General features: G+C 71.9%; 20 protein-coding genes. 7 read left to right on the top strand and 13 right to left on the bottom strand.

Features of this window, described 5'->3' with window-relative positions; genetic code table 11:
• Nucleotides 1-12 precede the first annotated feature (12 nt).
• Nucleotides 13-1,476 carry a GTPase HflX gene (hflX, locus tag ACNAVT_RS05380; RefSeq protein WP_416293376.1) on the bottom strand — a complete coding sequence of 488 codons (1,464 nt, stop codon included), beginning with the start codon at nt 1,474-1,476 and terminating at the stop codon, nt 13-15.
• Nucleotides 1,477-1,673: 197 nt separating this feature from the next.
• Here hflX and ACNAVT_RS05375 point away from each other — a divergent pair, with 197 nt between their 5' ends.
• On the top strand, nt 1,674-3,146 hold the full coding sequence (locus ACNAVT_RS05375) for an NAD-dependent malic enzyme (protein ID WP_416293374.1): 1,473 nt from the start codon (nt 1,674-1,676) through the stop codon (nt 3,144-3,146).
• Between the two features lie 84 nt (nt 3,147-3,230).
• Here ACNAVT_RS05375 and dapF read toward each other — a convergent pair whose 3' ends face one another.
• From dapF to ACNAVT_RS05360, 3 genes are read right to left on the bottom strand one after another with little or no spacing between them, the layout of a single operon-like run.
• On the bottom strand, nt 3,231-4,076 hold the full coding sequence (dapF, locus tag ACNAVT_RS05370; protein ID WP_416293373.1) for a diaminopimelate epimerase: 846 nt from the start codon (nt 4,074-4,076) through the stop codon (nt 3,231-3,233).
• Nucleotides 4,077-4,083: 7 nt separating this feature from the next.
• On the bottom strand, nt 4,084-4,995 hold the full coding sequence (gene miaA, locus ACNAVT_RS05365; RefSeq protein WP_416293371.1) for a tRNA (adenosine(37)-N6)-dimethylallyltransferase MiaA: 912 nt from the start codon (nt 4,993-4,995) through the stop codon (nt 4,084-4,086).
• A 49-nt stretch (nt 4,996-5,044) separates the two neighbouring features.
• Entirely contained in the window at nt 5,045-5,773 is a 729-nt protein-coding gene (locus ACNAVT_RS05360; protein WP_416293369.1) for a hypothetical protein, read from the bottom strand.
• A 203-nt stretch (nt 5,774-5,976) separates the two neighbouring features.
• Between ACNAVT_RS05360 and ACNAVT_RS05355 the strand changes: the two genes are divergently transcribed.
• On the top strand, nt 5,977-7,185 hold the full coding sequence (locus ACNAVT_RS05355; RefSeq protein WP_416293367.1) for a DUF349 domain-containing protein: 1,209 nt from the start codon (nt 5,977-5,979) through the stop codon (nt 7,183-7,185).
• A 316-nt stretch (nt 7,186-7,501) separates the two neighbouring features.
• Nucleotides 7,502-9,127, top strand: a complete 1,626-nt coding sequence (locus ACNAVT_RS05350) for a cellulase family glycosylhydrolase (RefSeq protein WP_416293365.1) — start codon at nt 7,502-7,504, stop codon at nt 9,125-9,127.
• A 60-nt stretch (nt 9,128-9,187) separates the two neighbouring features.
• On the opposite strand, the gene miaB is transcribed toward ACNAVT_RS05350, so the two are convergent.
• From miaB to selD, 3 genes are all read right to left on the bottom strand, one after another.
• Nucleotides 9,188-10,759 carry a tRNA (N6-isopentenyl adenosine(37)-C2)-methylthiotransferase MiaB gene (gene miaB / locus ACNAVT_RS05345; protein ID WP_416293363.1) on the bottom strand — a complete coding sequence of 524 codons (1,572 nt, stop codon included), beginning with the start codon at nt 10,757-10,759 and terminating at the stop codon, nt 9,188-9,190.
• A 184-nt stretch (nt 10,760-10,943) separates the two neighbouring features.
• Nucleotides 10,944-11,423 (bottom strand): hypothetical protein, encoded by a 480-nt coding sequence (locus tag ACNAVT_RS05340; RefSeq protein WP_416293361.1) that lies wholly within the window; start codon nt 11,421-11,423, stop codon nt 10,944-10,946.
• 202 nt (nt 11,424-11,625) lie between these two features.
• Nucleotides 11,626-12,615 carry a selenide, water dikinase SelD gene (gene selD, locus ACNAVT_RS05335; protein WP_416293359.1) on the bottom strand — a complete coding sequence of 330 codons (990 nt, stop codon included), beginning with the start codon at nt 12,613-12,615 and terminating at the stop codon, nt 11,626-11,628.
• 200 nt (nt 12,616-12,815) lie between these two features.
• Between selD and ACNAVT_RS05330 the strand changes: the two genes are divergently transcribed.
• Genes ACNAVT_RS05330 through ACNAVT_RS05315 form a run of 4 tightly spaced genes read left to right on the top strand, consistent with a single transcriptional unit; the run spans nt 12,816 to nt 16,215 of the window.
• Nucleotides 12,816-13,571 carry an amino acid ABC transporter ATP-binding protein gene (locus ACNAVT_RS05330; RefSeq protein ID WP_416293357.1) on the top strand — a complete coding sequence of 252 codons (756 nt, stop codon included), beginning with the start codon at nt 12,816-12,818 and terminating at the stop codon, nt 13,569-13,571.
• A 56-nt stretch (nt 13,572-13,627) separates the two neighbouring features.
• Nucleotides 13,628-14,503, top strand: coding sequence for a glutamate ABC transporter substrate-binding protein (locus ACNAVT_RS05325; protein WP_416293355.1), 876 nt, complete (start codon nt 13,628-13,630; stop codon nt 14,501-14,503).
• A gap of 39 nt (nt 14,504-14,542) precedes the next feature.
• Nucleotides 14,543-15,250, top strand: coding sequence for an amino acid ABC transporter permease (locus ACNAVT_RS05320; protein WP_416293354.1), 708 nt, complete (start codon nt 14,543-14,545; stop codon nt 15,248-15,250).
• Nucleotides 15,247-16,215, top strand: coding sequence for an amino acid ABC transporter permease (locus ACNAVT_RS05315; RefSeq protein ID WP_416293353.1), 969 nt, complete (start codon nt 15,247-15,249; stop codon nt 16,213-16,215). Before ACNAVT_RS05320 ends, ACNAVT_RS05315 begins: the two co-directional genes overlap by 4 nt.
• A gap of 64 nt (nt 16,216-16,279) precedes the next feature.
• On the opposite strand, the gene rny is transcribed toward ACNAVT_RS05315, so the two are convergent.
• The 6 genes from rny to ACNAVT_RS05285 all read right to left on the bottom strand — a co-directional run bounded on the left by rny (nt 16,280) and on the right by ACNAVT_RS05285 (nt 22,966).
• Nucleotides 16,280-18,046 carry a ribonuclease Y gene (gene rny / locus ACNAVT_RS05310; RefSeq protein ID WP_416293351.1) on the bottom strand — a complete coding sequence of 589 codons (1,767 nt, stop codon included), beginning with the start codon at nt 18,044-18,046 and terminating at the stop codon, nt 16,280-16,282.
• A 742-nt stretch (nt 18,047-18,788) separates the two neighbouring features.
• The gene (locus ACNAVT_RS05305) at nt 18,789-19,493 is read right to left on the bottom strand and encodes a 3-keto-5-aminohexanoate cleavage protein (protein ID WP_416293349.1); all 705 of its coding nucleotides are present in this window, start codon (nt 19,491-19,493) and stop codon (nt 18,789-18,791) included.
• A gap of 14 nt (nt 19,494-19,507) precedes the next feature.
• Nucleotides 19,508-20,203 carry a regulatory protein RecX gene (locus ACNAVT_RS05300; protein ID WP_416293347.1) on the bottom strand — a complete coding sequence of 232 codons (696 nt, stop codon included), beginning with the start codon at nt 20,201-20,203 and terminating at the stop codon, nt 19,508-19,510.
• An 8-nt stretch (nt 20,204-20,211) separates the two neighbouring features.
• Nucleotides 20,212-21,258 carry a recombinase RecA gene (recA, locus tag ACNAVT_RS05295; RefSeq protein ID WP_416293345.1) on the bottom strand — a complete coding sequence of 349 codons (1,047 nt, stop codon included), beginning with the start codon at nt 21,256-21,258 and terminating at the stop codon, nt 20,212-20,214.
• A gap of 187 nt (nt 21,259-21,445) precedes the next feature.
• A complete protein-coding gene (locus tag ACNAVT_RS05290) occupies nt 21,446-21,646 on the bottom strand; it encodes a DUF3046 domain-containing protein (RefSeq protein ID WP_222953404.1) in 201 nt (66 codons plus the stop codon).
• Nucleotides 21,647-21,649: 3 nt separating this feature from the next.
• Nucleotides 21,650-22,966, bottom strand: coding sequence for an MFS transporter (locus ACNAVT_RS05285; RefSeq protein ID WP_416293342.1), 1,317 nt, complete (start codon nt 22,964-22,966; stop codon nt 21,650-21,652).
• Nucleotides 22,967-23,024 lie beyond the last annotated feature (58 nt).

Below are 23,024 nucleotides of genomic sequence, written 5' to 3'. Positions count from 1 at the left end.
ACGCCGGACGGCTCACCGTCCGGCGCCGACCCGCTCCTCGCTGGTGAGCCGGTCGCCGGCGCGATACGGCGCCAACTCCGCGGCAAGTGCCTCGCCGACCCGTACGTGCACCAGCGTGCCCTCGGGCAGGTGGGAGGTGCTGAGCACCTCGCCCTGCCGGTGCACCCGGGCCACCAGGTCCCCCCGGTCGTACGGAAGCACCGCGCGGACCTCGACCGCCGGGCGGGGCAGCCGCTGCTCGATCGCCTCGCGCAGCCCGTCGATCCCTCGCCCGCTGTGCGCGGAGACCAGGACCGCCTCGGGCCAGAGTCGCTTGAGCCGCAGCAGCGTCTCCTCGTCGGCCGCGTCGGTCTTGTTGACCACCAGCAGTTCGGGCAGCCGGTCGGCGCCCACCTCGGCGAGCACCTCGCGGACCGCCCGGACCTGCTCCTCCGGGTCCGGGTGGGTGCCGTCGACCACGTGCACCACCAGGTCGGCGTCGGCGACCTCCTCGAGGGTCGAGCGGAACGCCTCGACGATCTGGTGCGGCAGGTGCCGCACGAAGCCGACCGTGTCGGAGAGGGTGTAGAGGCGGCCGTCGGAGGTGGTGGCCCTGCGGGTGGTCGGGTCCAGGGTGGCGAACAGCGCGTTCTCCACCAGCACGCCCGCCCCGGTGAGCCGGTTGAGCAGGCTGGACTTGCCGGCGTTGGTGTAGCCGGCGATGGCCACCGCGGGCACCGCGTTGCGGGTGCGGCGGGCGCGCTTGGTCTGGCGTACCGTGGTCATGCTCTTGATCTCCCGGCGCAGCCGGGCGATCCGGTGCCGGATCCGGCGCCGGTCGGTCTCCAGCTTGGTCTCACCGGGACCACGCAGACCCACGCCACCGCCGGCGCCACCGCCGCGACCGCTACCACCGGTCTGCCGGGAGAGCGTCTCACCCCAACCGCGCAGCCGCGGCAGCAGGTATTCGAGCTGGGCCAGCTCGACCTGTGCCTTACCTTCGCGGCTCTTGGCGTGCTGGGCGAAGATGTCGAGGATCAGCGCCGTCCGGTCGACCACCTTGACCTTGGTGCGCTGCTCCAGGTTGCGAAGCTGGGACGGGGAGAGTTCACCGTCGCAGATCACCGTGTCGGCGCCGGTGGAGAGCACCACCGCACCGAGGTCGTCGACCTTGCCCCGACCGATGTAGGTGGCCGGGTCGGGGCGGTTACGCCGCTGGATCAGCCCTTCGAGCACCTGCGAGCCGGCCGTCTCGGCCAGCGCCGCCAGCTCGGTGAGGCTGTTGTCGGCGTCGTCCTGGGTCCCCTCGGTCCAGACGCCCACCAGGACGACCCGCTCCAGCCGCAGCTGGCGGTATTCGACCTCGGTGATGTCGGTGAGCTCGGTGGAGAGGCCGGGGACCCGCCGCAGCGCCTGCCGCTCCGACAGCTCGTACTCGCCGGTGGTGGCGTCGAGCTCGTCGTCCTCGTAGGGAAGGAAGGTCTCCTGCTCGCGCAAACTGCGTCTCCTGTCCGTTATATCCATCGCCGGGGGATTTCCGGCGCGTACGAGCAATCCTGACATGTGGCAACGCTCGACGCACCTGCTATATGCCCGTGGGCATACCCACTGGTAGCGGGGGCGGATGCCGACAGACCCGGGCGGGCGAGTAGAAATGCGTGGCGAGCCGATCAGGAATGACGGAGGGGTTTTTCGTGGCCATCAGCCGACTGCCGAGTGCCGGATTCTCAATCACGATCCGGATCGCGGTACCCGCGGACGCCTCCTCGATCGGTCGGTTGACCACCGCGGCGGGCGAGGCCGGCGCCATCGTCACCGCGCTCGACGTGGTCGACTCCGACCCGGCCCACGTGATCGTCGACCTCACCTGCGACACCGCCGACGCCGGCCACGCCGACCAGGTGGTCAAGACGCTGACCGCGCTGGAGGGGGTGGACGTCCGCAAGGTCTCCGACCGGACGTTCCTGCTGCACCTCGGTGGCAAGATCGAGGTCAGCTCGAAGGTGGCGCTGCGCACGCGCGACGAGCTCTCCCGCGCGTACACCCCGGGGGTGGCCCGGGTCTGCCAGGCGATCGCCGAGAACCCGGCCGACGCTCGCCGGCTCACCATCAAGCGCAACACGGTCGCCGTGGTCAGCGACGGCTCGGCCGTGCTCGGCCTGGGCAACCTCGGGCCGGCCGCGTCGCTGCCGGTGATGGAGGGCAAGGCGGCCCTGTTCAAGCGCTTCGGCGGGGTGGACGCCTGGCCGGTGGTGCTGGACACCCAGGACACCGACGAGATCGTGGCCATCGTCAAGGCGATCGCCCCCGCGTACGGCGGGATCAACCTGGAGGACATCGCCGCGCCGCGCTGCTTCGAGATCGAGGCCCGGCTGCGCGAGGCGCTGGACATCCCGGTCTTCCACGACGACCAGCACGGCACCGCGATCTGCGTGCTGGCGGCGCTGACCAACGCGCTGCGCGTCGTGGGCAAGCAGCTCGCGGACGTCCGGGTGGTCGTCTCCGGCGCCGGCGCGGCCGGCACCGCGATCATGAAGCTGCTGCTCCGTCAGGGCGTGGGCGACATCATCGCGTACGACCGGCAGGGCGCCCTGCACCGCGGGCTGACCGGTCTCAACCCGGCCTGGCAGTGGCTGGCGGAGAACACCAACAAGGAGAACTACTCCGGCGACCTGGCCGGGGCGGTCCGCGGCGCGGACGTCTTCATCGGGGTGAGCGCGCCGAACCTGCTCACCGGCGAGGACGTCGCCACCATGGCCAAGGACGCGATCGTCTTCGCGCTGGCCAACCCGGACCCGGAGGTCGACCCGCGGGAGGCGCGCAAGCACGCCGCGGTGGTCGCCACCGGCCGCTCCGACCAGCCGAACCAGATCAACAACGTGCTCGCCTTCCCCGGCGTCTTCCGGGGCATGCTCGACGCGCACGCCGAGGAGTTCACCGAGGAGATGGCGATCGCCGCGGCCCAGGCCATCGCGGACGTGGTCGGCGAGGACAAGATCAACCCGACGGTGATCGTGCCGAGCGTCTTCGACTCCCGGGTCGCCCCGGCCGTGGCGGCCGCGGTGCGGGCCGCCGCGATCAACCCGGGCGCCACGCCGCCCCCGGCCGCCGACCCGGGGCCGGCCGACCTCCCCGAGATCGCCGCCGAGGCCAGCGCCACCCCCTGACCGGCCCACCGCCGGCGAACCCCGCCTGCATCGCCCGGGCCGTGCCCACGGTTCCGGGCCACGGCGGCACGTCGGCAGCCTGGGTCAGGGGCGCAGGGTGGGGAGAGTGACCTCGCCGGTGGCGACCAGGACCGCGGGGCCGGAGAGCCAGCAGGAGTCTTCGGCCACGGTGACCACGAGGCGACCGCCCGGTACGTCGACCGTGACCGTGCCGGTGTCCCGGCCGACGTCGTGCAGCGCCACCGCACCGACCGCGCAGGCGCCGGTGCCGCAGGAGAGCGTCTCGGCGGAGCCGCGCTCGTGGACCCGCATCGACACGTGCCCGTCGGTGCCGGCCACCGGCTCGCCGGGGGCGGTGAACTCGACATTCACCCCGGCGGGAAAGGCGGCCGGGTCGACGTCGGGCGGCCGGGTGAGGTCGAGGGCCGCCAGGTCCAGGCCGGACGGCAGGGCACAGACCAGGTGCGGATTGCCCACGTCCACCGCCGTGCCGGTCAGGGTCAGCCCGCCCAGGGCGGCGGTGGCGGTGTCGTACAGCCGGGGACGCCGCATCTCGACGGCGATGGCCTCCCCCTCGATCAGCGCGCGGACCACGCCGGCCCGGGTGGCCACCGGCAGCGCCGCGCCGGACGGGGTGGCCAGTCCTGTCTCCAGCAGGTAGCGAACGAAGACCCGGGCGCCGTTGCCGCACATCTCGGCGAAGGAACCGTCGGAGTTCCAGTAGTCCATGAACCACTCGGCCTCACCGGCCAGGGCGGCGCCGTCCGGGTGCTTGGCGGCGCGTACCACGCGCAGCACGCCGTCCCCGCCGATGCCGCGCCGGCGGTCACAGAGCGCGGCGACCAGCCCGGGCGTCAGGTCGAGCGCCCCGTCCGGGTCGGGCAGGATGACGAAGTCGTTGCCGGTGCCGTGGCCCTTGGTGAACTCCACGCCCCCATCATTCCTGATGGTCGGCGACCACCCGCAGCGCAGCCGGGACAAGCTCCGGCGAGGCCGAGTCCAGCCAGTGGATCCGCGGGTCGCGCCGGAACCAGGAGCGCTGCCGCCGGACGAACCGGCGGGTGGCCCGGATCGTCTCCTCGTGGGCCTCGGCCTCGGTCAGCTCCCCGGCCAGGAAGCGCAGCACCTGCTGGTAGCCGAGGGCCCGGCTGGCGGTGCGGCCCTCCGGCAGGCCGCGGCCGACCAGCGTCTGCGTCTCGGCGACCAGGCCGTCGGCCCACATCCGGTCCACCCGCAACGCGATCCGCTCGTCCAGCAGCGCGGTGTCCAGATCCACCCCGAGCTGCACCGACGGGTAGTACGGGGTCGGCTCGGGCAGCGCGGCGGTGAACGGCGCCCCGGTCAGCTCGATCACCTCCAGGGCCCGGACGATCCGCCGCCCGTTGGTCGGCAGGATGCCGGCCGCCGCCGCCGGGTCGGCCTCGCTGAGCCGGGCGTACAGCGGAGCGGGGCCGTTCGCCGCCAGCTCCGCCTCCAGCCGCTGGCGCACCGCCGGGTCGGTGCCGGGGAACTCGAACTGCTCCAGCACCGCCCGCACGTACAGGCCGGAGCCGCCGACCAGCAGCGGCACCCTTCCCCGGGCCAGGATGTCGTCGACGGCCGCCCGGGCCAGCTTCTGGTACTCGGCGACGCTGGCCGGCTCGGTCACCGCCCAGATGTCGAGCAGGTGGTGCGGGACACCCTCCCGCTCGGCCGGGGTCAGCTTGGCGGTGCCGATGTCCATGCCCTGGTAGAGCTGCATCGAGTCGGCGTTGACCACCTCGGCGTCGAGAGCGTGCGCGAGGGCGATGCTCAGCGCCGACTTCCCGGCCGCGGTCGGCCCGACCACGGCCACCACCGTGCCGCTCATCGCTGCTCCCCGTTCGCGCCTGCGGGGCTCGCAAGCTCATGCCGCGCGCTCACACCCGCTCCCAGTTCGCCACGAAGTAGGCCACCCCGTAGGGCGCCGAGTAGTGGTGCAGCTCGCCGCGCCAGCCGCCGCCCGCCGCACGGGCCGCGCCGGCCAGCACCTGCCAGGGCGCCCGCCCGGCGACCTTCAGCTCCGCCGACAGCACCGGGTCCAGGCCGAGCAGGGCCTCGGCGTCCGCGTCGGCCAGGGCCCGGGCCACCCCGTCGTCGTACGCCTGCGCGCGCGGGTCGTCGTAGCCGGGCGCCCTGACGCCCCGGCAGGCCGACCCGTCCCCCATCACCAGCAGTCCCCACGGCTGGTCAGCCCCGATCCGGGCCCCACCGGCAGCGCACTCCTCGGCCAGTTCGTCGGCCGCGACGGTCGCCATCCGCCACGTCATCGGGCCCGACTCCGGCGGTACCCGCCGCAGCAGCCAGGCGCCGACGAGCAGGCTCAGCGGGAGACCGTCGGTGCCAACCGCGCCGTCCGGGAGCCGGCCGAGCTGAACCTCCAGCGGCAGCCCCCACGCCCCGAAGCTGCCCCGGTACGGGAAGTCGAGATCGGCGGTGCTCTCCCCGCCACCCACCACCACGATGCGGCGCGCGCCGGAGGCGTGCAGCCGGGCGACGGCGACATCGCAGGCGGCGCGGAGATCGTCCAGCTCACCGGCGGCGGCGCCGGCCAACTCGGGCACGATCAGGGGCGGGTGAGGGCAGACGGCGGCGGCGACCAGAGGCACCCGTCCAACCTATCCGGACGCCCCGGAGCGTCCCCGCGCCGATCCGGTCATCGAGGGCCTACGACACCGTATGGTCACGGTCGACGACAGGCGCTCGACACGGACCGGGTCGGACCTGTGACAATGCCGGAAGTAACTTTGCTGCGCCGTGGCGGCGATCGAGGGGACCATCCCGTCGACGCCGGGAGAACGAGGATGGGCACATGAGCGACTGGACTGCCTTCGGACGGGTGGACGAGGACGGCACCGTCTACGTCAAGACCGCCGAGGGCGAGCGGGTGGTCGGATCCTGGCAGGCGGGAGCCCCGGAGGAGGGGTTGGCCCACTTCGCCCGGCGTTTCGACGACCTGGTGACGGAGGTGGACCTGACCGAGGCCCGGCTCAACTCGGGCGCGGCGGACGCGGGCCACTCACTGGCCACGATCCGGCGGATCCGCGCCTCACTGGCCGAGGCACACGTCGTCGGGGACATCGACACGCTGGCCGCGCGTCTGGACAAGCTGGCAACGGTGGCCGAGGAGAAGGCCGGCGAGGCCAGGGCGGCCCGGGACGCGGCCCGGGGCGAGGCCCTGGCCCGCAAGACCGCCCTGGTGGACGAGGCGGAGAAGCTGGCCGCCGAGTCGACCGGGTGGAAGACCGCCGGGGACCGGCTCAAGGAGATCCTCGACGAGTGGAAGACCATCCGCGGGGTCGACAAGAAGACCGACGGTGAGCTGTGGAAGCGGTTCGCCGCGGCCCGGGACGGCTTCACCCGGCGCCGGGGCGCCCACTTCGCCTCCCTCGACCAGCAGCGCAAGCAGGCGCAGTCGGTCAAGGAGGAGCTGGTCGCCGAGGCCGAGAAGCTGAAGGAGTCCACCGACTGGGGCGCCACCGCCGGCCAGCTCAAGGACCTCATGGCGCAGTGGAAGGCCGCGCCGCGGGCGTCCAAGGAGGCCGAGCAGAAGCTCTGGGAACGGTTCCGGGCGGCGCAGGACGAGTTCTTCACCCGGCGCAGCGAGGTCTTCTCGGCGCGGGACAACGAGCAGCGCGCCAACCTGGAGCGCAAGCAGGCCCTGCTCGCCGAGGCGGAGGCCCTCGACGTCGACGGCGACCCGAAGGGCGCCCAGGTGAAGCTGCGGGAGATCCAGGCGCAGTGGCACGAGGCCGGCCGGGTGCCCCGGGAGGCCGCCGCCGGGCTGGAGCGCCGGATGCGTGTCGTGGACGACAAGGTCCGCGAGGTCATGGACTCGGCATGGCGGCGGACCGCACCTCAGGACAACCCGCTGCTCGCGCAGATGCGGGCGCAGGTCGCCGAGGCCGAGGAGCGGCTGGCCCGGGCGCAGGCCGCCGGTGACACCCGGCGGATCAAGGAGGCCGAGCAGGCGCTCGCCTCGAAGCGGCAGTTCCTCCAGCTGGCCGAGCAGACCAGCTGAGCTGAGCCCAACCGAAGCCCCCGGTCCCGCTCGGGACCGGGGGCTTCTGCCTGTGGCGTGAAGCCCGGGGCACGGTTGGTTGACGCATCGAGGTGGGCTGATCAGAATGGTCGGCAGAGCCAGGTCGGATCACCGGCGCGAGGGCACCGACGGCGAGTGCCGCCGTCGCAGCCGCCGGTGCCGCATCGCGAGTGGCCGCCCACGTGACACGGCCCGTCGCGCACTGTCCGCGTACTCGATGATGAGTGGGCCGTCTCCCTTGGTCTTTCCGCCCGCGGCGCCGCAGCGGCGCGGGCATCCGAAGTGGAGCTCGCACATGCACCGACCCACCGCCCTCGGCGGCGCGCTCGCCGCGCTCGCCACCGCCGCGGCGAGCGTCCTCGTCGCCGCCGCCGTCAGCACCACCCCGGCCGTCGCCGCCACCGGTGGCACCGGCACCGGCTACCTGCGCACCAGCGGGAACAAGATCGTCGACAGCACGGGAGCCACGGTCCGGCTCACCGGCATCAACTGGTTCGGCATGGAGACCGACAACCGGACCTTCCACGGCCTGTGGTCGAGCAACCCGTGGCGCAGCCAGCTCGACACCATGGCCCGGCTGGGCTACAACACGCTGCGCATCCCGTACTCGAACGACGCGTTGAAGCCGGGCGCGACGGCCACCGGGATCAACGACTACGTCAACCCGGACCTGGTCGGGCTCTCACCGTTGCAGATCCTCGACCGGGTCGTCGACTACGCGGGCAGCAAGGGCATGCGGGTCATCCTGGACCGGCACCGGCCCACCTCGGCCGGGCAGTCGCCGCTCTGGTACACCTCGACGGTCTCCGAGGCCACCTGGATCAACGACTGGAAGATGCTCGCCCAGCGGTACGCGAACAACACCACGGTGATCGGCGCTGACCTGCACAACGAGCCGCACGCCGAGGGCACCAACCCGGCCGCCACCGGCGCCTGCTGGGGCTGCGGTGACACCGCCCGCGACTGGCGGCTGGCCGCCGAGCGGGCCGGCAACGCGATCCTCGCCGTGCAGCCGAACTGGCTGATCTTCGTGGAGGGGGTGAGCTGCCCCAGCGGCGGCCTGTCGAACATCTGGGACGGCGACCCCAGCAACGACGAGGACTGCGGCTGGTGGGGCGGCAACCTCTCCAAGGCCGGGCAGTTCCCGGTCCGGCTGAACGTGGCCAACCGGCTGGTCTACTCCCCGCACGAGTACGCGACCTCGGTCTACCACCAGGCCTGGTTCGACGACCCGACGTACCCGGCGAACATGCCGGGCATCTGGGACAGGTACTGGGGTTACCTCTACAAGCAGAACATCGCGCCGATCATGATGGGCGAGTTCGGCACCACGCTGCAGGACCCGAAGGACAAGATCTGGCTGCAGAACCTGATGGCGTACACCGGGTCCGGGGTGAACGGGATGTCCTTCACCTACTGGTCATGGAACCCGAACTCGGGTGACACCGGCGGCATCGCCCTGGACGACTGGACGAACATCAACACCGCCAAGCAGGCGATCCTGCAGCCGTACCTGATCGCGCCGGTGGGCGGCGGCGGCCCGTCGCCGACCGGCTCGCCCACGGCGTCGCCGACCGGATCGCCCACCGCCTCCCCGACCACGCCGCCGCCGACCGGCGGCTGCACGGCCAGCTACAAGCAGGTCAACGCGTGGCAGGGCGGCTTCCAGGGGGAGCTGACCGTGAAGAACAACGGCACCGGCACGGTGAACCCGTGGTCGGTGACCTGGACCTGGCCGTCCGGGGTGACCGTGGCCAGCGGCTGGAACGCCACCGTCACCCAGTCCGGCACCACGGTCACCGCCGCCGCGCCCGACTGGGCGAAGTCCCTCGCGCCCGGCGCCTCGGTCACCATCGGCTTCACCGCCAACGGCGCGGCATCCGCGCCCGACACAGTGAAGCTCAACGGCGCCGCATGCTGAGCTGACAGGCAGGGGCCTCTGGTCAACGCCTGGCGTTGACCAGAGGCCCCTGCTTGCCGGTCAGCGGGCGGCGCACCCGGTGGTCGGCGCGGGCGGCGCGGCGGGGGCGCCGATGGTGGGCAGCCCCAGCAACACCCCGGGGGTACGCGCGGCGCGCCCCGCCTCGGCGGCGTCGCCGGCCCGGGTACGCCGGTGCGACAGCGGATCCCCGTCGGCGTTGAGGTGGTGCGGGGCGGCGTACGTGATGGTGGTGTGCACGATGTCGCCGGGGCGAATCTGCCCGGCCAGGCTGCCGGCCTGGCCGTGCTGGCCGTTCGCTCCGGCTGCGCCCGTCGCGCCGTACTGGCCGTTCGCTCCGGCTGCGCCCGTCGCGAAGTGCACGAGGCGGCCGTCCCGGGCCCGGCCGGACATCCGGCCGGTGCGCTCGTCCTTGCGCCCCTCGCCGACCGCGACCAGCACCTCGACGGTCTCGCCGACCAGCTTCTTGTTCTCCGCCCAGGTGATCTCCTCGACGCACGCGATCAGCCGGTCGTACCGCTCCTGCACGACCTGCTTGGGCAGCTGGCCGTCCATTGTCGCGGCCGGGGTGCCGGGGCGCTTGGAGTACTGGAAGGTGAACGCGGAGGCGAACCGGGCCTCGCGGACCACGTCGAGCGTGCGTTCGAAGTCGGCGTCGGTCTCGCCGGGGAAACCGACGATGATGTCCGTGGTGATCGCCGCGTCGGGCATCGCCGCGCGGACCTTCTCGATGATCCCGAGGTATTTCTCGGACCGGTACGACCGGCGCATCGCGCGCAACACGTCGTCGGAGCCGGACTGCAACGGCATGTGCAGCGAGTGGCAGACGTTGGGCGTCTCGGCCATCGCGGCGATCACGTCGTCGGTGAAGTCCTTCGGGTGCGGGCTGGTGAACCGGACCCGCTCCAGGCCCTCGATGTCACCGCACGCCCGCAGCAGCTTGCCGAAGGCGTACCGGTCGCCGAACTCCACGCCGTAGGAGTTGACGTTCTGCCCGAGCAGGGTCACCTCCAGCACGCCCTCGTCGACCAGGGCGCGCACCTCGGAGAGGATGTCGCCGGGGCGGCGGTCCTTCTCCTTGCCGCGCAGGGAGGGCACGATGCAGAACGTGCAGGTGTTGTTGCAGCCGACGGAGATCGACACCCAGCCGGCGTACGTCGACTCGCGCCGGGTCGGCAGCGTGGAGGGGAACACCTCGAGGGATTCGAGGATCTCCACCTCGGCGGCGGTGTTGTGCCGGGCCCGCTCCAGCAACACCGGCAGCGAGCCGATGTTGTGCGTGCCGAAGACCACGTCCACCCAGGGGGCCTTGCGGACGATCTCGCCGCGGTCCTTCTGGGCCAGGCAGCCGCCGACGGCGATCTGCATCCCGGGATGCTTGTCCTTCACCGGGCGCAGATGACCCAGGTTGCCGTAGAGCCGGTTGTCGGCGTTCTCCCGCACGGCGCAGGTGTTGAACACCACGACGTCGGGTTGCTCGTCGGCCTCGGCGGCACGCACGTACCCGGCCTGTTCGAGCAGGCCGGAAATGCGCTCGGAGTCGTGCACGTTCATCTGGCAGCCGTACGTGCGCACCTGGTAGGTGCGCGGGCTGCCCGCGGCTGCGGTAGTCATGACGTGGACAGCGTATCCGGGCCGAGGCAGTCGGCCGCGTTCGAGGCGGCGGTGGACGGCGTGGCGGCGGCCACCGCGATCCTGCTCGACGAGCTGGTGGTCCGGGCCAGCAGCCGGCGGCCCGGACCTGACCCCCGGCCACCGTCGCCGTGGTGGCCGTGCCGCCCTTCCCGGGAAGATCCGGTCAGGCGGCGGCGAGAGCCGGGGCGATCGAGTCCGGGCCCCACTGCGAGCGGTGGCACTGCGACCAGCCCCGGCAGCCGGGGTGAGCCACGGTGCAGAGCCGCTGGTCGCTGAGTACCTCGCCCCCGTCGGTCTCGACGACGTCGAAGTGCACGGGGCGGATCGTGCCGTCCGGGGCGACCAGCAGGTGCCGGCCGGCGTCGAGGGTGTCGTCGCGCATCAGGCAGTTGCGGTCCAGCAGCTTGGCCAGCGCCGCGATGCTGGGCAGTTCGGGTAGCTGCTCGGGCACCCCGTAGCAGTCGACCATGGTGCCGTACACCCCCGGCGCCTCCCAGACGTCGCAGATCACCGCGTACGCGGGGAGTCGGGCCGGGTCGGCGGCGGCGAGGGGCATCACCACCCGGCCGAGCGCCTCGGCGAGCGCCGGGTAGACCTCCACGGGCGCCGCACCGTCAATTCTCCAGTTCCACAGCTCGGTCATGCCGCCTCCTCGCTGTGCTCGTCCCACCGGCCTCCGGATCGGGCCTTACTGACGATGGTGGGGTGCATATGACCTCAGCCGGGGGCAAGTTACCGGTCTGTGACCATTCCGGGCAAAGTTTCCGCCAGCGCGATTGCCGCAAGTAGCGGGAAGATGACAGTTTATCGGGTATGGTGCCCCGCTCGCGTCGGCGACATGGAAATCAGCGGACCCGGACCAGGTGCTCGCCGGCGGGCAGCAGCTCGCCGATCACCGTGCCACCGGGCACCTCGCCCGCGACCAGCAGCCCGCCGGAGGTCTGCGCGTCGGCCAGCAGCAGCCGCTCCCCCTCGTCGACGCCACCGAAGTCGGTCCACGGGGTCACCCAGTCCAGGTTGCGGCGGGTGCCGCCGCTGACGTACCCGTCGCGCACCGCCTCCCGGGCGCCCGGCAGGTAGGGCACGGCGGCCGCGTCGACGGCGACGGTGAGCCGGCTGGCCCGGGCCAGCTTGGTGGCGTGCCCGAGCAGGCCGAAGCCGGTGACGTCGGTGCCGCAGCGGATGCCGGCGGCGACGGCCGCCCGGGCCGCATTCCGGTTGAGCCGGGTCATCGCGGCGACCGCCTCCGGGAACCGCTCCCCGGTCCGCTTGTGCCGGGTGTTCAGCACCCCGACGCCGAGTGGCTTGGTCAGCGACAGCGGCAGGCCGGCCCGGCCGGCGTCCAGAGTTATCAGCTCCTCCGGCCGGACCACTCCGGTGACGGCGAGCCCGTACTTCGGGCCGTCGTCGTCCACGCTGTGCCCGCCGGCGAGGTGGCAGCCGGCCTCCCGGGCCACGTCCTGGCCGCCGCGCAGCACCTCCCGGGCCAGCTCCAACGGGAGCACCTCCCGGGGCCAGCACAGCAGATTGAGCGCGACGAGCGGGGTGCCGCCCATGGCGTACACGTCGGAGAGTGCGTTGGTGGCGGCGATCCGGCCCCAGTCGTACGCGTCGTCCACCACCGGAGTGAAGAAATCGGCGGTGCTGACCAGGCCGGTCCGCTCGTCCAGCCGGACCACCGCGGCGTCGTCGCCGTGCTCGAGGCCGACCAGGAGGTCGGCGGCGCCGGTCGCCGGGCCGAGCCCGGCGACCATGGCCTCCAGTTCACCCGGGGGAATCTTGCAGGCGCAGCCGCCGCCACGGGCGTAATCGGTCAGCCGGAGCAGCTCGGTCATCCCCACATGATCTCCCTAAAGCACCCGGTCGACCGCTAATGCGGGCTGGTCCGTGACGGAAATCGGACCTCCGGCTGCGCCGGGTAATCGGTGTTACCGCAACGTGACCATTCGAGTTGCGTTCTGCCACATGCGCCCGCCTAGAGTGGCCCAACCGGGGGTCGACCGACCCCGCTTACCGCCATGGACGACAGGGGACGGTGGACTACGTGACGACGGGCGAACCGCTCATCGTGCTGGACGGGGTCAACAAGTGGTTCGGCCCGCTGCACGTGCTGGACGATGTCTCGCTCTCCGTCGGCAGGGGCGAGGTGGTCGTGGTGATCGGCCCCTCCGGCTCCGGCAAGTCGACGCTCTGCCGGACGATCAACCGGCTGGAACCGATCACCTCGGGCACCATCACCTTCGACGGGCGGCCGCTGCCGGCCGAGGGCAAGGCCCTCGCCAAGCTGCGCAGCGAGGTCGGCATGGTCTTCCAGTCGTTCAACCTCTTCGCGCACAAGACCATCCTGGAGAACGTCACCCTCGGTCCGGTGAAGGTCCGCAAGGAGAAGCCGGCCGCCGCCCGCGAACGGGGCCTGGCCCTGCTCGACCGGGTCGGCATCGCCAACCAGGCGGACAAGTATCCGGCGCAGCTCTCCGGCGGCCAGCAGCAGCGGGCGGCGATCGCCCGCGCGCTGGCCATGCAGCCCAAGGCGATGCTCTTCGACGAGCCGACCAGCGCGCTGGACCCGGAGATGGTCGGCGAGGTGCTGGACGTGATGACGTCCCTGGCCCGCGACGGCATGACGATGGTCGTGGTCACCCACGAGATGGGCTTCGCCCGGCACGCCGCCAATCGCGTCATCTTCATGGCCGACGGGCAGCTGGTGGAGGACGCTCCGCCGACCGAGTTCTTCGCGAATCCGCGCAGCGAGCGGGCGAAGGACTTCCTCTCCAAGATCCTCACGCACTAGGCATCAGTAGTGGGGCACGCCGTCCCCCGGCGGGTTCTGTCGAAAAGGAGAAAAGTATGCGCATGAAGCGTATTGCCGCGGTCGCCGCGGCCGCCGCCCTGGCGCTCGGGATGACCGCTTGCGGCGACAAGGCCGACGAGGGCACCGGCGCGGGCAGCAAGTCCTTCAAGGCCGGCAGCACCATGGAGCGGCTGAACAAGGCGCAGAAGATCAAGGTCGGCACCAAGTTCGACCAGCCGGGCTTCGGCCTGAAGGGCCTGTCGGGCAAGCCGGAGGGCTTCGACGTCGAGATCGCGAAGCTCGTCGTCAAGGAACTCGGCATCCCCGAGGACAAGATCGAGTTCGTTGAGACCCCGTCGAAGGTCCGTGAGGACAAGATCGCCGACGGCAGCGTCGATCTGATCGCGGCCACCTACACGATCAAGGCCGAGCGCAAGGAGCGGATCTCCTTCGCCGGGCCGTACTACGAGGCCGGCCAGAACATCATGGTGAAGAAGGACGACACCGCGATCACCGGGCCGGACGCGTTCAAGGACGGCGCCAAGAAGGTCTGCTCGGTCACCGGCTCCACGCCGGCCGAGGAGATCAAGAAGTACGTCAAGGACGTGGCCACCCAGCTGGTGCTCTTCGACACCTACGACAAGTGCCGGGACGCCCTCAAGGGCGGCCAGGTGGACGCGGTGACCACGGACAACGTGATCCTGCTCGGCTACATCGCCAAGGACGAGGCGTCCTTCAAGATGGCTGGCGACAACTTCACCAAGGAGCCGTACGGCATCGGCGTGAAGAAGGACGACACGGACTTCCGCAACTTCATCAACGACGTGCTGGAGAAGGCCTTCCAGGACGGCAGCTGGAAGAAGGCCTGGGACGACACCGCCGGCAAGTTCGGCGCGACGCTGGGCAACCCGCCCACGATCGACCGCTACTGATCAACCGCGAATCTGGAGGGTGGGGAGGAACACCGACCCGTGAGTGTGCTCATCGACAAGTTCGACGTCTTTGCGGGTGGCTTCTGGCTCACCCTCCAGATCTGCGTGCTCGCCGCGATCGGCGCCCTGATCCTGGGCGCCGTCGTGGCGATGCTACGAATCTCCCCGGTGCCGCCGCTGCGCGCTGTCGGCACCGCCTACGTGAACACCTTCCGGAACATGCCGCTGACCGTGGTCATGTTCTTCGCCGCGTTCGGCCTGCCGGCACTCGGGTCGAACGCGGACTTCCTCCGGATCCCTGGTCTGGACGTGATCTTCCGCCGGCTCGGCACGGACCTGCCGTACTTCCGCTTCGCGCTGATCGCGCTGGTGCTCTACACGTCGGCGTTCGTCTGCGAGGCCCTGCGCTCGGGCGTGAACGCGGTGCCTGCGGGGCAGGCCGAAGCCGCCCGCTCGCTCGGCCTCACCTTCGGGCAGAACCTCCGGTACGTGGTGCTGCCGCAGTCGTGGAAGGCGTCGGTGGTGCCGCTCGGCTCGGTGATCATCGCGATGATCAAGAACTCCGCGCTGGTGGGCTTCTTCGGCGTCGTCGGTGACCTGTCCCAGACCGCCGACCAGCTCACCTCGGCCGGCGGCTACGCCTTCATCCCGGTCGCCATCGGCATCTCGGTCGGTTACCTGATCATGACGGTGCCGCTCGGCGCTCTGCTCGACCGGATCGAGAAGCGACAGGCGGTGGCCCGATGAGCCAGCAGACCAGCGTCCTCTACGACGTCCCTGGCCCCCGTCAGCGGCGGATCACGCTGATCAGCAGCCTCGTCGCCACCGTGGTGGTGCTCGTCGGGGCGTACTTCCTGATCTACCGGCCGTTGGCCGACAAGGGCCAGTTCTCGATGGAGCTGTGGGGGCCGCTGGTCGACCCCTCGAACGAGAGCTTCCCGCTGGTCTGGGACCGGATCGGCATCGGCCTGAAGAACACCCTGACGGCCGCCGCCCTGGCCATCGTGTCCTCGCTGGTGGTCGGCACCCTGCTCGCCGTGCTGCGGATCCAGCTCAAGAGCCTAGCCCGGCGGCGCTTCACCGGGCTGGCCGTGCCGGTGGCGTACCTGCTGCGCGGGCTGAGCGTGCTGCTGTCCGCGGTGACCCGGTTCTGCGTCGAGGTGTTCCGGGGACTGCCCGTCGTCCTCACCATCTTCTTCGTCGCCAGGGGCTTCCCCGAGTTCGGCATCTCGTGGGACAACCTCTGGTACCTGGTCATCGGCCTGACCGTCTACAACTCAGTGGTCATCGCCGAGATCCTCCGCTCCGGCATGGAGGGGCTGCCGGGCGGCCAGGCGGAGGCCGCCGCCGCGATCGGCCTCTCCCCGTTGCAGACCACCCGGATGATCCTGCTGCCGCAGGCGTTCCGGATCATGCTGCCGGCGCTGATCAGCCAGCTGGTGGTGGTGCTCAAGGACACCTCGCTCGGCTTCATCATCAGCTACGAGGAGACGCTGAACATCGGCAAGCAGATCATCGGCGTGCTGGGCAACCCGATCCAGGTCTACGTCGTGATCGCCGTGCTCTTCATCGCCATCAACTACTCGCTGTCGAAGCTGGCACAGTACGTCCAGCGCCGCCTGTCCCGGGGCCGCAAGACCGCCGGCACCCCGGCACAGAACCTGCCGCCCGCGGCGATCATGTCGCAGGCCGAGGGCGCCGGCGGCCACTGACCCGACTCGTACGGAGAGAGGGCCGGCCCGGTTTTCCCGGACCGGCCCTCGCTCGCGTCGGGGGTCAGCGCGCGATCTCGGTGACCCGGGACTCGCGGACGACCGTCACCCGGATCTGCCCGGGGTAGGTCAGCTCCTCCTCGATCTGCTTGGCCACGTCCCGGGCGAGGACCGCCGCGCCGATGTCGTCGACGTCCTCCGGCTTGACCATCACCCGGATCTCCCGGCCCGCCTGCATGGCGAACACCTTCTCCACGCCGAGCTTGCCGGCCGCGATCTCCTCGATCCGCTCCAGCCGCTTGACGTACGCCTCCAGGCTCTCCCGTCGCGCCCCCGGCCGGCCGCCGGAGCAGGCGTCGGAGGCCTGGGTGAGCACCGCCTCGATGGTCTGCGGCGGCACCTCGTTGTGGTGCGCCTCGATGGCGTGCACCACGTCCTCGCTCTCGCCGTACTTGCGGGCCACGTCGGCGCCGATGATGGCGTGGCTCCCCTCCACCTCGTGGGTGAGCGCCTTGCCGATGTCGTGCAGGAACGCGCAGCGCTTGATCGTCGGCACGTCCAGCCGCAGCTCGGCGGCCATGATCCCGGCGATGTGCGAGGTCTCCACGAGGTGCTTGAGCACGTTCTGCCCGTACGACGTCCGGTAGCGCAGCCGACCGAGCAGGGCGACCAGCTCCGGGTGGATCTCGGTGATGCCGACCTCGACCAGGGCGTCCTCGGCGGCCCGGTGGCAGAGCTCCTCGACCTCCTGCCGCGCCAGGTCGTAGACCTCCTCGATCCGGTGCGGGTGGATGCGGCCGTCCAGCACCAGCTTCTCCAGGGTGAGCCGGCCGACCTCCCGGCGTACCGGGTCGAAGCAGGAGAGCAGCACCGCCTCGGGGGTGTCGTCGATGATCAGATTGACCCCGGTGACCGACTCGAAGGCGCGGATGTTGCGCCCCTCCCGGCCGATGATCCGCCCCTTCATCTCGTCGCCCGGCAGGTGCAGGACGCTCACCACGCTCTCCGCGGTCTGCTCACTGGCGACCCGTTGGATGGCGTCGACGACGATGTGCCGGGCCCGCTGCTCGGCGGTGTTGCGGGCGTCGGACTCGATGTCCCGCACCAGCAGGACGGCCTCCCGCTTGGCCTGGCTCTCGATCGACTCGACCAGCTCGGTCCGGGCCGTGTCGGCGGTCAGGCCGGCCACCCGCTCCAGCTCGCGGCGGCGCTGCTCCTCCGCCTCCGTGAGCGCCTGCTCACGGTCGACCAGGGCGGCCTCCCGGCCGGCCAGCACGGCGCTGGCGGCGGTGAGCTGCCGCTCCCGCTCGGCGAGCCGCTCCACCTCCTCGGTGTGCAGCCGCTCCCGCTCGTCCATCCGGGCGGCCCGTCGCTCCACCTCGGCGGCCTGCTCCCGGGTGGTCGCGGCGAGCACGGCCACCTCCCGCTCGCCGCTGCGCCGGGCGGTTGCCCGGAGCTGCTCAGCGTCGGCCTCGGCCTGATTGTGCGCCCGCTCCAGCACGGTGTCGGCCTCGGCCCGGGCGTCGTCGAGGACCCGCCGGGCCTCGGCCCGGGCCGCCTTCGCCTCCGCCTTGGCCGCGGCCGCCTCGGCGCGGGCCGCGGCGGCGGCCGACTTCGCCACGTCGATCGTGCTGTTCGCCTCGTTGGCGGCGCTGCGTAGCGCCGCCAACGACTGCTCCTGCCGGTCCTTCTCGGCGATGAAGGCCGGGTCCTCGGGGACGGGCGCGACGCTGAGCCGGCGCAGGGTACGGGCGCCGACCAGGACGGCGCCGACCACGACGACGGCGAGGAGCAGCACCACCGCGAGGATGAGGAAGTCGAAGGGGCTCATGCGGCCGCTCCGAATGGGTGGCCGGCTCGCCGGGGTGCGGTGACGCATGGCGGACCGCCGGTGAACCTCTGTCGCGCCGCCATGGCCGCCTCCCCTGAACATCGACACCGCAGGCGGCATGCCGACGGGCACGCACCTGCGGCTCTGGACGCCCGACCGGAGCGGCTGGCTGTGGGTAGCTCTCTCCATCGGCGGTGCCCGGTGAGGCGCCGCCGACGGCCGGTTGCAGTTGTCGGTGGTTCCGGAGCGCCGTCCGGAACCACCGTCAAGGGCCGGTGAAGCTGGCCAAAGTGATGCGGTGTTGTTACGCGATCTATGTTGTGCGCTTAGCCTGCACTGGTCGGGCAATGTGAGCCTGTATGGCGAGGCTAGGTCTCCGAGGGCCGTTCGGTCAAGAACTCATGATCAAATCACCCGGACGGAGAGAAGTCACGGCGTCACTCAGCGCCGATCAGATGCCGGACACGGAAGGACAAACGTCACGCTGGACCGACCCGACCGTCGCCTTTCCGACCTGCTCAGAGCCCTCGCGGCGCCTGTCGACCCGGCGGCGGCCGGTCGGCGACGGTCCCGATGACGACCTCTCGGGCGACGGCAATCGGTAACAAACTTTCCGGAAATTGCGGCCTCACGGCTGCGGAACGCCTCGCCCTCCGGCCGACAGTGTGGCGGATCTTGGCGGGAGCCGGCGGTGCGGCCGCGGACGCTGGGCCCGGCGCGCGCCGCGGATGGGTGATCCGGGTCAGGTGGCACCGAGGGCGCGGGCGGCCGCCACGAGGGCCACGTTGTCGGGCGCAACCGAACCGTCCGGCAGCACCAGGCTGTCCTCCAGGCCGATCCGGGTGTCCAGGCCCCGGCGTACCGCCTCGGCGAGCACCGACCAGGTGGCCGCGCCTTCCCCGTGCAGCAGCACGGGCGGGCCGCCCGCGGGCAGCGCGGCGAGGATCGCGGCCGCGTCGGACAGGGCCACGTCGGGCTCCTCCGCCATGCACTCGACGAGGATCCGGCCGGTCGGCACGGACCACCGGCGCCAGGCGTCGACCGCTGCCTCCGTCCAGAGCCCGGCCTCCACCATGACGCCCCGCTCGTGCAGGGCCGCCGCGACCGCCGCCGCGCCAGGCTCGTGCGCGTTGACCGAGGCGAAGTCGGGCAGCACCGTCCAGGCCCGGACGGCGGCGACCCGGGCCGCCGGGTCCGGCGCGATCCATGCACCCGTGCTCACCCCGACCGGCAGGTCGGGCCGGGCCACCCGGATCGCGGTGACCGCCTCGGCGATCACGGTCGGGTCGAGGGACTCGACGCCCGCGGTGTCGCGCGGATGAACGTGCACGGCGGCCACGCCGGACGCGGCGCACCGGGCGGCGTCCGCAGCCAACTCGGCCGGGGTGACCGGGACGGCATTGTGGTCGTCTCGGCGCCGGCCCCCGTTGAGACAGGCTTTCAACACCCGCCCATCATGCTTCAGTCGAGGGTGCGGGGGTCCCGGTCGAGGTCGCTCTCGACCTCGGCGAGGGCGTCGGCGTCGATGTGCTCGGCGAACTCGGCCGCCTCGGCGCTCTGCGCGGCCAGGGCATCCTTCACCGCCCGGATCGCCACGCCCGGCGGATAGCCCTTGCGGGCCAGCATGCCGACAAGGCGACGGAACACCGCGTCCGGCTCACCCCGGGCGGTCCGCAGCTTCCGCTCCACCAGGGCACGGGCCGTCTCCGCCTCGGTCTCCTCGTCCAGCTCGCCGAGGGCCTCGCTGGCCACCTCGCCGTCGACCCCGCGCTGGCGCAGCTCGTTGGCGAGCGCCCGCCGGGCCAGCCCCCGGCCGGTGTGCCGGCTGGTGACCCAGGCCCGGGCGAAGGCGGCGTCGTCGATTATGCCGACCTCGTCGTATCGGTCGAGGACCTGGGCGGCAACCTCATCGGAGATGCCCCGCTTCGCAAGCGCGCCGGCCAGCTCGGCCCGGGTACGCGGCCGGACCGCGAGCTGCCGCAGGCAGATCTCCCGGGCCACCTCGGCCTCGTCCCGAGGCGGGACCGGTGTCACCTCCGGCTCGGTCTCCTCGGCGGGGCTGCGCCGGGAGCGGCGGGGGCGGGGGGTGGTGGCGTCACCTGTGCGGGGCGGGCTGGCGTCCCAGCCTCGCCCCGCCCGGGCGCGTCGTCCTGCCATAGGTCAGGTCAGAAGTCGACCGGCGGCAGCTCCGGGCCACCGGCGGCGTCGCCCACGCCGATCCCGACGCCGAGCTTCTCCAGGATCTTCTTCTCGATCTCGGCCGCCACGTCCGGGTTCTCCCGAAGGAACTCGCGGGCCTTCTCCTTGCCCTGGCCGAGCTGGTCGCCGTCGTAGGTGTACCAGGCGCCGGACTTGCGGATGATCGCCTGCTCCACGCCGACGTCGATCAGCGACCCTTCGCGGGAGATGCCCTTGCCGTACATGATGTCGAACTCGGCCTGCTTGAACGGCGCGGCGACCTTGTTCTTCACGACCTTGACCCGGGTGCGGTTGCCGACCACCTCGGTGCCGTCCTTGAGGCTCTCGATGCGGCGCACGTCGAGCCGGACCGAGGCGTAGAACTTCAGTGCCCGACCACCGGTGGTGGTCTCCGGGCTGCCGAACATCACACCGATCTTCTCGCGAAGCTGGTTGATGAAGATCGCCGTGGTGCCGGTGTTGTTGAGCACACCGGTGATCTTCCGCAGCGCCTGGCTCATCAGCCGGGCCTGGAGGCCCACGTGGCTGTCGCCCATCTCCCCCTCGATCTCGGCGCGCGGCACCAGGGCGGCAACCGAGTCGATCACGATGATGTCGATCGCGCCGGAGCGGACCAGCATGTCCGCGATCTCCAGCGCCTGCTCGCCGGTGTCCGGCTGGGAGACCAGCAGGGCGTCGGTGTCGACGCCGAGTGCCTTCGCGTACTCCGGGTCGAGCGCGTGCTCGGCGTCGATGAACGCGGCGATGCCGCCCGCCCGCTGGGCGTTGGCCACCGCGTGCAGAGCCACCGTGGTCTTACCGCTGGACTCCGGACCGTAGATCTCGACGACCCGGCCGCGGGGCAGACCGCCCACGCCGAGCGCGACGTCGAGCGCGATGGAGCTGGTCGGGATCACGGCGGTCTGGACGACCGGCCGCTCCCCCAGCCGCATCACCGAGCCCTTGCCGAACTGCTTGTCGATCTGAGCGAGAGCAAGGTCGAGTGCCTTCTCCCGGTCCTGCCCTGCCGCCATCGTTGCCACCCCTGCCTTCGCCGCCGGCGTCTTTCCTGAGCTTCGCGTCACGCGGACACGCTAGGCGCTGGGTCCGACAGAAAACCAGCCGACGGGCCGTGAGCTGTGGACGAGCACCCCGTTGTGGACAATAGCCGAACAGGTGTACGACTCGGCAAGCGACACGCGGACCCGAGAAAAAGGCTGCTCAGCGTAGCCGCGCAGGCACCCGGTCGGGGTACGCGGCGACCACCGCCCGCCACACCACGTGCGTCTCCTCACCCGCTGCGAGGGCCTGCTCGACGGTCCGCCCGCCGAGCTGGGGCAACACCTGGTCGCTGGCGATGCTGGCCGCATAGCCCGGCCCGAACGCCTCCTCCAGCCGCGCCCAGAAGTCGGTCAGCCGCACTAGTCAATCCTCCTCGTCGGGCACCGACGGCACCGGACGTAACGCTAGCGCCACCAGGGGCACCACCGCGATCGCCGCCAGCAGGGTGAGCGCCGGATAACCGGCCACCCGCATGACAAACCCGCTGAGCGCCGCGGCGCCGGCGCCGGCCAGTCCCATGGTCAGGTCGGAGAGCCCCTGCACCGCCGGCCGGACGGCGGTGGGCACGGACTCCGACAGCAGCGTGGAACCCGCCACCATGGTGCCCGACCAGCCCAGCCCGAGCAGCGTCAGCCCGACCGAGAGTCCCGGTGTGTGGTGCCCGGCTGTGCCGGCGACCGCGCAGGCGGCCAGCAGCACCCCGATCCCGCCGAGGATCACCGGGCGCCGGCCGAGCCGGTCGGTGAGCCAGCCCACCACCGGAGCGAGGGCGTACATGCCGGCGATGTGCAGGCTCAGCACGACGCCGACCACTCGCAGCACGTCGGCGTCGTGGTGGAACTCGCCGAGGCGTACCGGGGTCATCGACATCACCGCGACCATCACCAGGTGGCCCATCGCCACCGCGGCGATGCCGAGGCGGGCGGCGGGCCGCTCGCGTACCACCCGCCAGGCCATCCGCATCCCCACGCCGCGCCGGGCGGCGGCCTTTTCCGGCGCGAGGCCGGCCGGCGCCGCCACCGGCTCGGCCGCCGCCGCCAGCCGGCGCGCGGTGAGCAGCGGGTCGGGCCGCAGCAGGATCAGCAGTACGACCGCCGCCAGCACGAACGCGACGGCGCTGAACGCGAACGGGCCGGCCAGCGGCGGCAGCCCCCAGCCGCTGATGGCGTGGTCGGCGAGCGCGGCGAAGTTCGGGGCGGCCACCGCGCCGATGGTGGTGGCCCAGACGATCAGCGAGAGCTGGCGCCCCCGCCGGGCCGGTTCGGCCAGGTCCACCGCCGTGTAACGGGCCTGGAGATTCGCCGCGGAGCCGCCGCCGAAGAGCAGCATGCCGAGGAAGAGCAGCGGCACCTGACGGGTGACCGCGGCGAGCACCACCAGCACGCCCCCGGCCGCCCCGGTCAGGTACGCCACCACCAGGCCCGGCCGGCGGCCGTGACCGGTCATGATCCGGGTGACCGGGACGGCGAGCAACGCCCCGCCGACCGTGGCGGCGCTCTGCGCCAGACCGGCCGCGGCGATGCCGGCGATCCGGGCGGCGAGCAGCGTACCCACGGCGAAGACGATGGCGACGCCGATCCCGCCGATGATCTGGGTGACGAAGAGCAGCCGCAGGGTCCGACGCTGGATCGGGGCGACATCGGGCCGGGGCGGCGCCGGGGCGGTCAGGTCGGTGGTCATGCGAGGTGCTCCTCGGTAAGGGGTGACCTATCCTCCCGCACCCGACCGCGCCGTTGGC

It is taken from the genome of Micromonospora sp. SL4-19 (assembly GCF_047921475.1).
Classification (GTDB): Bacteria; Actinomycetota; Actinomycetes; order Mycobacteriales; family Micromonosporaceae; genus Micromonospora.
The sequence above is the reverse complement of the archived record's forward strand: the minus strand, read 5'-3'. Positions and strand labels throughout refer to the sequence as shown.